The 12,729-nt window shown below is 23.9% G+C and carries 16 protein-coding genes and 2 pseudogenes; 3 read left to right on the plus strand and 15 right to left on the minus strand.

What is annotated here, in order from left to right; genetic code table 4:
- Window positions 1-5 precede the first annotated feature (5 nt).
- From nrdF to X271_RS03415, 6 genes and pseudogenes are all read right to left on the minus strand, one after another.
- Window positions 6-989, minus strand: coding sequence for a class 1b ribonucleoside-diphosphate reductase subunit beta (nrdF, locus tag X271_RS01545; RefSeq protein ID WP_025208716.1), 984 nt, complete (start codon window positions 987-989; stop codon window positions 6-8).
- Window positions 982-3,093: a class 1b ribonucleoside-diphosphate reductase subunit alpha gene (gene nrdE / locus X271_RS01550; protein ID WP_025208717.1), complete on the minus strand. Its 2,112-nt coding sequence runs from the start codon at window positions 3,091-3,093 to the stop codon at window positions 982-984. The genes nrdF and nrdE overlap by 8 nt, the downstream gene beginning before the upstream one ends.
- Window positions 3,083-3,448, minus strand: a complete 366-nt coding sequence (nrdI, locus tag X271_RS01555) for a class Ib ribonucleoside-diphosphate reductase assembly flavoprotein NrdI (RefSeq protein WP_025208718.1) — start codon at window positions 3,446-3,448, stop codon at window positions 3,083-3,085. The genes nrdE and nrdI overlap by 11 nt, the downstream gene beginning before the upstream one ends.
- Before the next feature lie 77 nt (window positions 3,449-3,525).
- Window positions 3,526-4,128: a class I tRNA ligase family protein gene (locus X271_RS03405; RefSeq protein WP_420021769.1), complete on the minus strand. Its 603-nt coding sequence runs from the start codon at window positions 4,126-4,128 to the stop codon at window positions 3,526-3,528.
- Window positions 4,114-4,866: pseudogene (locus X271_RS03410) on the minus strand (class I tRNA ligase family protein); the annotation flags it as partial. The gene X271_RS03405 and the pseudogene X271_RS03410, both read right to left, overlap by 15 nt.
- Window positions 4,867-4,989: 123 nt before the next feature.
- Window positions 4,990-5,445 (minus strand): annotated as a pseudogene (locus X271_RS03415) (class I tRNA ligase family protein); the annotation flags it as partial.
- A 143-nt stretch (window positions 5,446-5,588) separates the two neighbouring features.
- Here X271_RS03415 and X271_RS01565 point away from each other — a divergent pair.
- From X271_RS01565 to X271_RS01575, 3 genes are read left to right on the plus strand one after another with little or no spacing between them, the layout of a single operon-like run.
- Window positions 5,589-6,893, plus strand: a complete 1,305-nt coding sequence (locus X271_RS01565) for an N-acetylglucosamine-6-phosphate deacetylase (RefSeq protein ID WP_025208720.1) — start codon at window positions 5,589-5,591, stop codon at window positions 6,891-6,893.
- Window positions 6,877-7,554, plus strand: coding sequence for a sugar phosphate isomerase family (locus X271_RS01570; RefSeq protein WP_128824172.1), 678 nt, complete (start codon window positions 6,877-6,879; stop codon window positions 7,552-7,554). Before X271_RS01565 ends, X271_RS01570 begins: the two co-directional genes overlap by 17 nt.
- A 17-nt stretch (window positions 7,555-7,571) precedes the next feature.
- Window positions 7,572-7,904, plus strand: coding sequence for a hypothetical protein (locus X271_RS01575; RefSeq protein ID WP_025208722.1), 333 nt, complete (start codon window positions 7,572-7,574; stop codon window positions 7,902-7,904).
- Window positions 7,905-8,046: 142 nt separating this feature from the next.
- Here the strand turns inward: X271_RS01575 and X271_RS01580 are convergent, their stop codons facing one another.
- The 9 genes from X271_RS01580 to X271_RS01615 form a co-directional block, all read right to left on the minus strand.
- Window positions 8,047-8,487 (minus strand): Panacea domain-containing protein, encoded by a 441-nt coding sequence (locus tag X271_RS01580; protein ID WP_025208723.1) that lies wholly within the window; start codon window positions 8,485-8,487, stop codon window positions 8,047-8,049.
- Window positions 8,488-8,622: 135 nt separating this feature from the next.
- Window positions 8,623-9,006, minus strand: coding sequence for a 50S ribosomal protein L17 (gene rplQ, locus X271_RS01585; RefSeq protein ID WP_025208724.1), 384 nt, complete (start codon window positions 9,004-9,006; stop codon window positions 8,623-8,625).
- Between the two features lie 24 nt (window positions 9,007-9,030).
- Window positions 9,031-10,008, minus strand: a complete 978-nt coding sequence (locus tag X271_RS01590) for a DNA-directed RNA polymerase subunit alpha (protein WP_025208725.1) — start codon at window positions 10,006-10,008, stop codon at window positions 9,031-9,033.
- 13 nt (window positions 10,009-10,021) lie between these two features.
- Window positions 10,022-10,417, minus strand: coding sequence for a 30S ribosomal protein S11 (rpsK, locus tag X271_RS01595; RefSeq protein WP_025208726.1), 396 nt, complete (start codon window positions 10,415-10,417; stop codon window positions 10,022-10,024).
- Between the two features lie 18 nt (window positions 10,418-10,435).
- Window positions 10,436-10,810 (minus strand): 30S ribosomal protein S13, encoded by a 375-nt coding sequence (gene rpsM, locus X271_RS01600; RefSeq protein ID WP_025208727.1) that lies wholly within the window; start codon window positions 10,808-10,810, stop codon window positions 10,436-10,438.
- A gap of 25 nt (window positions 10,811-10,835) precedes the next feature.
- Entirely contained in the window at window positions 10,836-10,949 is a 114-nt protein-coding gene (gene rpmJ, locus X271_RS03145; protein ID WP_128571636.1) for a 50S ribosomal protein L36, read from the minus strand.
- 165 nt (window positions 10,950-11,114) lie between these two features.
- Window positions 11,115-11,333: a translation initiation factor IF-1 gene (infA, locus tag X271_RS01605; protein ID WP_025208728.1), complete on the minus strand. Its 219-nt coding sequence runs from the start codon at window positions 11,331-11,333 to the stop codon at window positions 11,115-11,117.
- 4 nt (window positions 11,334-11,337) lie between these two features.
- On the minus strand, window positions 11,338-12,084 hold the full coding sequence (gene map, locus X271_RS01610) for a type I methionyl aminopeptidase (protein ID WP_025208729.1): 747 nt from the start codon (window positions 12,082-12,084) through the stop codon (window positions 11,338-11,340).
- A complete protein-coding gene (locus X271_RS01615; RefSeq protein WP_025208730.1) occupies window positions 12,072-12,728 on the minus strand; it encodes an adenylate kinase family protein in 657 nt (218 codons plus the stop codon). Before X271_RS01615 ends, map begins: the two co-directional genes overlap by 13 nt.
- Window position 12,729: the final 1 nt, after the last annotated feature.

Raw genomic sequence — 12,729 nt, forward strand, 5'->3', positions numbered from 1 at the left:
TTATTTTAAAAATCATCAAAATCCTCATCACTTAATTCATCATGAATAATAGGTTTAATATATCCATTTCCTTTAGTAGAGAAAAAATCATGAGTCTTTGTTTCTGTATCAAGTCCATTTAAAATAATTGGATTAATATCCTCATCAATTACATTAAAATAAGGTTCAAATCCAAAATTCATAAGTGCTTTATCAGCATTATATTGAATAAATTTAATTACCTCATCAGCAAGATTAACTTTATTATAAAGATCTTTTGTATATTTAATTTCATTTTGATAAAGATCTAACATTAATTCATATACTTTTTTTGTTAATTTATCTTTTGTAGATTGATCAAATTTTTTGAAAATTTTTTGTGCTATTAAACCAACAAAAGTTCCATGAACAGATTCATCGCGAATAATAAGATTAATAATCTCTCCTGAACCTACTAATTTTCCTTGTCCAGAAAATCATAAAGGATAAAAGAAACCTGAATAAAACAAAAAGGTTTCTAATAAAACTGATGTTGTGAGTGCAAAAAATAATTCTTCTTGATTATTTATCTTACGATAATAATAATCAACTTTATTTACTTTATATTGTAAATATTTATTATTCTCTACTCAATTAAAAAGTTCATTAATTCTTTCGGAACTAGATAAAGTAGAAAAAATTGTAGAATATGATTTTGCATGCATTTGTTCCATTGCTCCCATAAAAGAAAAAACTGCTTTTATATGTAAATCATCAATTTTTTCTAAAATAAGAGGCATTCCGACACCCCCTTGTTCTGTATCTAATAAAGTAAGACCAGCTAATACTTTTTCATATGTATCTTTTTCTGCTTTTGTTAATTTATCTCAATGTTTACGGTCTTCTACTAATGAAATTTCTTCATCTACTCAAAATTGTCTGATATTTTGATCTCAAAATAATTTTGTAAAACTATTTTCAATTTTATTTCAATTTATTGCTTTTATAATTTTTTCTTTTTTATTAAGCATGGCAAGTTTCACATTCCTCTATTTTTAAATTTCTTGTTCTTGTATAATATAAAGCTTTTAAACCTTTTCTATTTGCATAAAGATAATATTTTACTAACTCTTTTGTTGAAATTGAACTATCAACATAAAGAATTGTTGATACACCTTGATCAATATGCTCTTGAATTGTAGCTACCATATCAATAATTTTTTTTTGATCCATATTGTAGGCAGTTTTATAAAATAAGATATTTTCTTTTTTTAAATAAGGCATCGGATAATAAGTAATTGAATTTGCATATGTTCTTGCTTCAATTATTGAAGTAATAGGCATCACTGATGGAGTTGCATTTGCAATATAAGCTGTTGATTGATTTGGTGCTACTGCTAAACGATAAGCATGATAAAGACCATATTTTTTTACATTATTAGCCAATTCTTTTCAATCTTCAATTGTTGGTAATTTTATATCTTTAAATAATTCTTTGATTTTTTCTGATTTTGGTGAAAAATCTTCTACAAAGTATTTTTTAAAATAATTACCATTTGCATACTCTGATTTATCAAAATCTTTAAATTGTTTTTTCTCTCTAATTGCAATTTCCATTGATTTTTTAATTGAATAAAAATTAACAGCACTAAAAAAAACACTTGCAAATTCTCTTGCTTCTCTTGCTTCATATCTTATTCTATTTTTTGCAAGATATCCGTGTAAATTTAAAGCTCCTAATCCAACAGCATGTAATTCTTTATTTGCTTTATCTATTCCAGGTGCAAATTTTAATTCACTAAGATCAGTAACTGAAGTTAATGCTTCCATTGCGATTGAAACTGTTTTTTCAATATCTTTATTTTCCATAATCTTTGCAATATTTAAAGAACCTAAATTACATAAAACATCTCTTTTAATTTGATCTTTTTCTTCATAATTATTTATAATTGAAGTTTCTTGTAATTGAAATATCTCTGTACAAAGATTGCTCATTTTAATTTGACCAATTTCTTTTAAAGGATGAACTTTATTTGCATTATCTTTATACATAATATAAGGATAGCCCGATTCAAGTTGTGTTTGGGCAATTTTTAAAAGTAATTTTCTTGCCGGAATATAATTTTTACTAATTCTTTGATCTTTTTCTAATTTTTCATAATAATTATTAATATCAAGATCATCTAAATCTTTTTTATAATATTTTTTAACATCATGAGGAGAAAAAAGAGCCATAATTTTATTTTCTTTTGCAAGATTAAACATTTTATCACTAACAATAAGTCCTAAAGAAAGAAATTGAATTCGATGTTTTTCATCTGCATTAATTTTTTTTGTATCTAAAAATTCCATTACATCTTTATGAAAAACATTTAAATAAGCTGCCCCTGCCCCATTTCTTTGATCTAGTTTATTAGCAAAAGAAAAACTATCTTCTAATAATTTTAAAATGGGCATTATTCCTGCTGTTATATTTCTAATTCCTCTTAAAGATGAACCTCTTGATCTTATTTTAGAAAGATTAACAGCAACTCCTCCACCAATTTTTGAAAGATGCATTGAAGTTCCTAAAATATAATTTATTGAATTTAAATTATCATCCATTTCTAATAAAAAACAAGAAATCATTTCTCCTGAATTTATTCTTCCTGCATCTTGCATTGTTGGTGTTGCCGGTTGATAGCGACCATTTATAATTTCATCTGCAATTGCTTTTGCAATTTCATAATTACCACGACCAAGATATAAAGACAAAATTAAAACACGATCAAAATAATCTTCATAATTAATATTTTTATCAGTTGATTTTAATGTATATTCATTTAAAAATTTCTTTGCAGCCATATAAGAATCAAAAAGATGATTTGCTGATAGTAAAAAATTATAAAGATCATTAATATCTTGTTTTGAATATCATTTTAAAACAATCGGATTATAAAGATTAAGATCAACTAAACTTTTTACTTTTTCATAGCCATTTTTTACAAATTGATAATTTTTATAAAAATTTGCAAGAAAAATGTCTCTTGCTATTTTATCTTTTTCTAATTGATAAAAATCTTCTTCTTTGTTTTTTAATTTTATTTGATTATTTAATTTAATATCAATTAAATGTTCGTGATAATTAATTTCCATTTAGATACTCCAATATATTTTTTCTTAATTCTACAATCTGTGTTGTTGTTCCGGCCAATTCAATACTAGCAAAATATTTAACATCATAATCTTTTGCAATTGTTTTTGCTGCTTTGCAATAACTCTGTCCTCAATTTCTATTCCCAGATCCAATTACACCAATCATATTTTTACTATTTTTTGTAAGAAAATCTTTAACTTCTGATTGAATTTGTCCAAAACCAACTGATGAAGCAATTAAAATATATTTATCATTAATAAATAAATCTTTTTTAATTTCTTGGCACTCAAATAAAGCAAGTTTATCTGCGATTTTTTTTGTATTTCCGGTCAATGAAAAATACACAAACTTCATAATGTGTTTATATTACATCCTTTTTTTCTTTTGTTTCTCTAATAAATTTACTAAAAATTTAGATTATTATAATACTTTTATTTAAAATCTATTACGATAATTTTGTCTTTGATTATTCTTAACTTATAATCACTTTTATCTTGAAAATATTTTTTAAAATTATTCTCTAAATATTTTTTTAATTCAGAGATATTTTTAATATTTATTGAATTTTCTTCTAAGATTTTACCTCTAATTTTGCCATTTATTTGTACAAGGTAAATCTTGTTTTGTTCTTTCTTTTTTATTGTATATTTTTTAGGTCAAGTTTGATTAAAAAAATTAATAATTTTTTTTTCTGTTAAAAAAGCAATTTCTTCTGATATATGTGGAGCATAACAAGATAAAATTTTAAGAAAAGAAATTCTTATATTTTTTGTAATATTTTTCTTTTTATAAAAAAAATTCACAAAAATCATCATTTCGGAAATAGCCGTATTAAATTTTAAATGTTCAAAATCTTTTTCAATTTTTATTAAAAATTTATTAAATTTTTCTTTCATTTCTTGATCTGCTTCTTTTACAATTTTTAAATTTGTTTCATCAACAAATAAGCGATAAACTCTTTGTAATCAATTATAAATACCATTAATTGATTCTTCTGATCAAGGTTTATCATCAGCAAGAGGACCCATAAACATTAAATAAACTCTTAATGTATCAGCTCCATATTTTTCTATTATTAGATCAGGATTTATAATATTCCCTTTAGATTTGGACATTTTTTGTCCATTTGGACCTAAAATCATTCCTTGATTAAATAAACAAATAAATGGTTCTTTTACTTTTGTGATCTTTTGATCATATAAAAATAAATGTCAAAATCTTGCATAAAGTAAGTGTAAAACTGCATGTTCTTGTCCTCCAATATAAAGATCAACTGGTAATCATTTATTTATAATTTTTTTAGCTTCAATAGAATTTAAATCTAAATAAGTTTGATCATCTTTTTTTAATAAATACGCAATATAATATCAGCATGAACCAGCTCATTGTGGCATTGTATTTAAATCTCTTGTTCCTTTTTTACCATTTATTTCTACATTAATTCAATTTTTAGCATGACTTAGAGCAGGTTTTCCATCTTGATTAAAGTTGTAATTTTTAATATTTGGTAATTCAATTGGATATTCTTCTTCCGGAATTAAATAGATTTCTCCATTTTCAAAATGAATAATTGGAAATGGTTCCCCTCAATATCTTTGTCTCGCAAAAATTCAATCTTTTAAATGTAATTTATCAGTAAAATTATCATTATGATCTTTTAAATAAATTCAATTTTTTTGTAAATTTTTTACTGATTCTGGTCAATCGAGATATGATAATCCTTTAAATAAACGATCGGCATACTTTGTAATTTTAAGAACTCATTGTTTCATTTTTTTATTATAAACAGGAAGTTCATCTCGTTCTGAAACTCGTTCTCCTTTTTTATTTAAAATTACTTCTTCATTCGCCAATACTGTATTTAAAGAAGGCGATCAATTAACATCTATTTCTTTAAGTTCTGCTAATCCATTTTTATAAAGCATTGCAAAAATTACTTGTGTAATTTTAAAATAATTTTTATCAGTTGTATTTATTTCTTTTGTTCAATCAAAGCTAAATCCAAATTTTTTTAACTGATTACGAAAATTATTAATATTTTTATTAGTAAATTCAATAGGAGAGTTACCTGTTTTTATTGCATATTGTTCTGCAGGAAGGCCAAAAGCATCAAAACCAATCGGATGTAAAACTTCATATCCTTGCATTTTTTTCATTCTTGCAATGATATCTGTTGCTGTATATCCTTCAGGATGACCAACATGTAATCCAGCGCCAGAAGGATAAGGAAACATATCCAAAGTATAATATTTATTTTTTTTAGAATTTAAATTTGTATAAAAAATATTATATTTATCTCAATGATTTTGTCATTTTTTTTCTATTAAAAGATGATCAAATTTTTTTTCCATACTTTATCCTATTTTTTTATTTATCTAAATATCTTAGGATTTAATAAATGAAATTCTAAGAGATAAAGAGATTATATATAAATATATTATAATTTATAAAATTACAGTAAATAATTTAAAAAACTAAGGTTAAATTTATTCAAATGGAAAAAACAATTAGTGGATACGACTACAAAAACCAGAAAATAAGAATTACAATCAGGAACGATAAAATTGCTAATATTGAGTATTTAGATAAAAAAGATTATGTTGATGATTTTTTAATTATTCCTGGATTTATTGATATTCATACTTATGGTGGTTATGGTTTTGATTGATTAAGCGGAAAAAAAGAATATGCAATTAAATATTTAAAAGATGTGGCATTACATGAAGGAGTTACTTCTGTTGTTGGAACTTTACCAACAATTGATGTAAAAAGTTTAAGAGATTCACTAGAAAATATTTCAGATTTAATGAGAGAGAATGTAAATGGAGCAAATTTTTTGGGATGACATATCGAAGGACCTTTTATTAGTGAGGAAAAACCAGGCAGTTTTTTTGATAGATTATCTGTAAGAAAATTGACTTTCTATAATTTAGATAAATATTTTAATAATTATCTTCATACAATAAAAATTATGACTTTAGATCCAAAAGATGTTGATCAAGAAGTATTGGATATTTTAAATACAAATAAAATTAAAATTTTTGCCGGACATACAAAAGCAGAAAAAAAAGACATAATGGGAAAATCTATTAATGGAATAACACATTTTAATCATGCAATGATTAAACTTGGGGAAAAAAATGATAGTTTGGCAAAATATGGACTTAAGAATAAAAAAATATATATTGAATTTATAAATGATGGGATTCATAATAGTTTTCGAGAAACTAAAAAAATTTACAAGAAAAAAGATAAGAAACATTTAATATTAATTACTGATTCTTTACATGTAAAAGGATTAGAAGATGGAGAATATGTAATTTTTAATCGTTACTTTGAAAAAAAGGATGATGCAGTATATAATAACCATGGACAAATTGTTGGTTCTGTGCACACAATGCTTAATGCTTTTAAATATTGACGATTATTAGGAGCATCCCTTGAAAAATGTATTTATGCAACATCAACAAATGCTGCAGAATTATTAAATTTAAATAAAGGAAAAATAAAAAAAGGCTATGATGCTGATATTTTAATTTTAAATCGGAAAGATTTTGCAATTAAAAATGTTTATGTTGGAGGAAAAGAATTAGAAACAAAAAAAGAAAAAATAAAAAGAGAGGCAAAAGAAGAAGAAATTGAAAAACAACATAAAGAAGAAAAAGATGTTGAAAGTATCCCAATTAAAAAACTTTTAAGAGAATATTCAAAAGAAGAGAAAAAATTAACAGATCGAATTGAAAAAGAAAAAAAAGGAGAAAATATTAAAAAAGATCAAAAAGATGAAAATAATTCGTAGTGAGACGAATCAAATATTAGATATCATTTCTACTAAAGTCATAAATATAATAAAAGAAAAAGAAGATGCTAATTTACTGATTACTTCTGAAAAAGAATTAATAAGTCTCTATCAACAAATTGTAAATAAATATCAAAATCAAATAATTAGTTTTGTTCAATCTAAAGTTTTTATTTTAAGTGAATATATAAATTCAATTCAAGAAAAAGTAGATTCATTAAATAAAATAATTGATAATAATTTAATTAAAAAAATCGATATCAAACAAGAAAATTTTCATTTTCCAAAAGATGTTTATTCTTATAATCAAATTATTAATAACATTTCCTTTTTTGATTTTACTTTACTTTATTTAGATGACGATTTTAAAATTTCTTTTAATCACTTAGATGGAAAATTAATTAATCAAACTAAAATAATTGGATTATCTGATCGTTCAATTAGAAACAGATTTAAAGAAGAAAAAGACCATCCACATCTTGCAATTACAATGGGAATAAAAGATATTTTTTATAAAAGTAAGGAAATAAATCTTTTAATATTAGGAAATAATAAAAAGCAAATTTTAAATAAAATAGAAAATAAGAAAAAAAATGATTCTTTATTTCTTAAATTTTTATTGAACCATCAAAATATTACAATATTTACTGATATAAGATAATATAGTTTGTGATTAATATGGAAAATTATAATAAAAATAATTATAAATTAAGTATAGAAACAAATAATTTTCAAAGTGAAAAACCTGATTTAATAGTTTTATTTTGTTTGAAAGAATTTAAAAATGAAATTAAAGAAATTGATAAAAAGTTTCACTCATTTATTCATTGATATGATGAAAAATTTAAGAAAATTTATGAAATCAAAAAAAATTTTAACGAATTTTTAAAATTAAAAAATTCAAGTGAGAATAATTCAATTTTATATAGCGGATTGGAAAATAAAATAGATAAATATAGTAAAAAAATAAATAAATATAAAAAAGAGTATCAAGATATTTTTTTTAACTAAAATTAGAATAAAAAGAGAAGGGGGAGTTAGATTATTATCAATAGTGGGATATAATTTGAAAACAGATGGTTCAATTCCTTTTAAAAGAATAATATTTCATATTTATCCAATAGTATTCGATAATTTTCATAATAAATAAAATTTAATATAATTTTTCGAAAAAATCTTTAATTTCATTATTGTCAATTTTTTTAGGATCTTTATCTGAATTAAAATTTTTAATTCAAGGTGTTGTTAAATGAGATTGTTCAATCAAAAATCAAATTTCATAAACTAATAATTTGTTAATTTTATCTTTGATGAATTCTTTTTTTTCTTCATTAAAAATTATTTTGCTTTCAATAATTTTTTTATTTATACGATAATTAATTTCAATAGGACCATATTTTCAAGCTTCAAAATCAGCAGCAAAAAGCTCTTCTTGATATTTTTTTCAAAAATATCCATAAACAAAATACAATATTTTATGGATTTGTAATTCACTAACTTTAATTTCTTCTTTATTTTTTTCACTTTTATTAAATTCTCTAATATTTTTGTTAAGTTTTAAATGTATTTTTTTAATTTCATTTACTAAATCCATGATTTAACCTTTAATAATATATTTAATATTAAATTTATTATAACAATTAATTAAATTCTTATTTTTTTTTAAAAAAAAACCTTATAAAGGTTTTTATATTTTTATTTTTGAAATCTTTTTATTCTATTTATATTCTTAAGTAAATATAATTATTGAAATTGGAGAATTATCTCCCTTTCGATTTCCATATTTTAAAACTCTTGTATATCCACCATTACGATCTTTATATTTTGGTGCAATATCTTCGAATAATTTTTGCAATACTGTTTTTTCTTTTTTATTTACAGTAACTTTTACATTTCTAAGAACTTTTGCAACTTCTCGTCTTCCATGTAAATCATCTCTTTTTGCAATAGTAATTAAATGATCCATTCTTTTTTGTAATTCTTTTGCTTTTCGATGATTTGTAACTAACTTCTCATGAATTATAAGATCAGTAAGTTGATTTCTTTCGATTCTTTCAGTTCGCGCAAAATCATGAACATTTGATTGTCTTTGTGCAGGATTTTTATTAGCCATCTTAAATTCTTAATAAATTCCTTTCTATTCTGATTTAAATGAAAGACCAAGATCTTGAATTGATTGGATAATTTCATTTTTAGATTTATCACCTAAATTTTTAATTGCTTGTAAAGATGAAACAGGACGATCGATTAATTCTTCTACTGTAGAGATTCCCGCTGCCTTTAAAGCATTTTCAGATCTTACAGAAAGATTTAAATTTTCAATAGACATTTGTAAATGTGAATCAATTTCTTCTTCTTCAATTTCTTCAACAAATTGTTTAGTAAGATCTACTTCTTCAAGATTATCAAAAGCTTTGAAATAATTTTTTAAGATTGAGCCGGCAAAGGCAACAACTTTTTCTGGAAGAATATTTCCTTTTGTTTCAACTTCTAATGTTAGTTCTTCAAATACTCTAGATTCTCCAGGATTTACATCACTGATTCGGATATTTACTCTTTCGATTGGAGAATAATTAGAATCAATTGCAATTATATTACTTAATCCACCTAATGCTTCTTTTACAAAAATACGATTTTCTTCAAATGTTTTAAAACCTTTTGAATAAGCAACATAAATTGTCATATTCATTTTTGCTTTTCCAACCATATTTGCAATTACTAAATCGCTATTAATAATTTTAAATCCTATCGGTGCTTCAATATCACCAGCGGTAACTACTTCTCCTCGTTGATTAATTGTAAATTTATAAATTTCATCAACATTAATTAAATTTTCATCTACTTCAATTATTAAATTTTTTAAATTTAAAACAATTTCAACAATATCTTCTTTAGTATCAGCAAAAGCTTGAAATTCATGATTTACACCTTCAATACTAATTGCAAAAGGAGCAATTCCAGGAATTGATGATAAAATTGTTCTTCTAAGAGCAACACCTATTGTATTACCAAAACCACGTTCTAATTTTTTAACAACAAACTTTGCAACATTAGAAGTTCTTTCCTCTTCAACTTTAATAATTTTTTGAAAAGTGGGTTTTAAAAATTTTTCCATATTTCCATCCTTATTATCTTCTACGAAATTTTTTTGGTTTTTTTACACCATTATGAGGAATTGGTGTGACATTTTTAATATCTGAAACCTCAATATTTGACGCTTGAAATTGTCTAAGAGCTGAATCTTTTCCTGGTCCAACTCCTTTAATTCTTATTGAAATAGTTTTAACACCATTATCAATTGCTGATTTTGTAACTGCTTGAGCAACAAGCTGTGCTGCATAAGGTGTTGATTTTTTTGCTCCCTTAAATCCAATTGCACCAGCAGAAGATCAGCATATTGTATCTCCCTTTGCATCAGTAATTGTAATAATTGTATTATTAAATGTTGAATGAATATTTGCAATTGCAGAAGGAATATTTTTTTTAACTTTTTTGCGTTTTGTAACTTTTTTTGCTTGAGCCATCTTAAAATATTCTCCTATCTATTTTTTAACTTTCTTTTTATTAGCAACAGTTTTTCTTGGACCTTTACGTGTACGGGCGTTTTGTTTTGAAGATTGACCTCTTACTGGTAAACCTTGACGATGACGCATTCCACGGTAAGTTTTAATTTCCATTAAACGCTTAATATTTAATTGTGTTTCTCTTCGTAAATCACCTTCTGTAATATATTTTGCTGCTTCTTTACGAATTTTTCTTAATTCTTCCTCTGATAAATCTTTTACTTTCTTTTCTGGATCAATATTTGCATCAAGACAAATTTTTTTTCCAGTTGACATTCCGATTCCAAAAATATATGTAAGTGAAACTCTAACTGCTTTATTATCAGGAATTTCTATATTTAAAATACGAGCCATTTATTACCTTTCTCTTCCTCTATCTTTATCCTTGGCGTTGGCGATGCTTTGGATTTTTACAAATAACTTGTAACTTTCCTTTTCTTTTAATAACTTGGCATTGGTTACAAATAGGTTTGACAGAACTTCTAACTTTCATCTTATGCCTCCATCTATAAAACTTTATATTAATAGTTGGATAAATTTAATATTAGTTATCTTCAACTACTAATATAGTTTTAATAAAAAAGTATGTTTATAACAAACATACAATATTATTTTAACATATATTACTATATATATTATGTTTTATCTATAGATAAAACTATTTTGTTCAACCACGATAAACAATTACACCTTTTGATAAATCATAAGGTGTAATTCTTACCATTACTCTATCACCATTTACCATTTTAATATAATTTGTACGAATCTTACCAGAAGGACGACAGTGAACTAGATGATTATTTTCTTCGAGTTTCACACGAAATTCTCCTTTTGGTAAAACCGCATCAATATAACCTTTAACAACGAATTCTTCCATGTTATTAGACAATTATTTTTGCTCCTTTTTTTGTTACTAAAATTGTATGCTCAATATGACAAGCTTTCCCTTTATGTTTTGTATAAACGGTTCATTTATCAAAAGGATCTACAAATAATTGATCTTTCCCTCTAATAATTATAGGTTCAACACAAAATGTCATTCCTGCTTTTAATTCTAAACCTGTTCCTTTTTTACCTTTATTAGGAAAAACAGGTTCTTCTCATAAATTTTCACCGATAAAATGACCAACATATTCTGATGAAATACTATACTCTTTAAACTTTTTAAAAAATGTCTCTATTATATTTGAAATATCACCAATTTTTTTTCCAGGTTTAATTGCTTTTATTGCAAGATTTAGTGATTCATCTGTAAGATCAATTAATTTTTGATCTTCTGGAGAAATTTTGCCAACAGCAAAAGTTCTAGCTGCATCAACACACATTTTATTATATTTTGCTCCAACATCAATTGTAATAATATCTCCTTCTTTTAATTTATTATCATTAGGAATTCCATGTACAACAATATTATTTGGAGAAGCACAAATTGTATTAGGAAATCCTTCGTGATTCAAAAATAAAGGAATAGCATTAGCTTTTATAATAATATCATAAGCTAATTTATCAAGTTCAATTGATGTAATTCCTGGTTTTATTTTCTTTTCAATTTGCAAAAAGACATCTTTAATAATCTTTCCTGCAATCTCGAGATCTTTTATTTCTTCTACTGTCTTTAATTTTGACATTTTTCAAAAACTTTCTTATATACTTCCTCTGAACTATCATTTACATCTACATTAATTAAAATATCACGATTAGTAAAATATTTGATTAAAGGTTTTGTTTCTTTATTATAAATTTCTAATCTTTTCTTGATACTTTTAATTTTATCATCCTCACGTTGAATTAATTTTGTCCCATCATCATCACAATATCATTCTTTTTGAGGTTTTAATTCAAAAAAGATTTTATGATAACTTTTACCACATTTAGGACATATAAGTCTATTTGTTAATCGTTCAATTATAACACTTTCAGGTAATTTAAAATTAATTACTGAGATTTTTAAATCTTTATAATGTCTATTAAAATATTCTAAAAGAATTTCTGCTTGATTTATATTTCTTGGATATCCATCTAAAATAATATTATCTTTTTTAAGATTATACTTTTCAAGATCTTCTAATAAAACTTTAAATGTAAGTTGATCATCGACAAGTTCACCTTTTTTTAATATATCGCGAACTTTTTTTGCTATTTGTGTATTTCGCTTTGTAATATTTCTAAAAATATTTCCTGTAGATAGATGCTTATAATTACAATTTTTTTTCAAAAGATATGAAACTGTTCCTTTTCCTGTTCCTGGTGCACCTAAAAATATATTAATCATT

Origin of the sequence: Candidatus Hepatoplasma crinochetorum Av (assembly GCF_000582535.1) — a bacterium.
Taxonomy (GTDB): domain Bacteria; phylum Bacillota_I; class Bacilli_A; order Mycoplasmatales; family Hepatoplasmataceae; genus Hepatoplasma; species Hepatoplasma crinochetorum.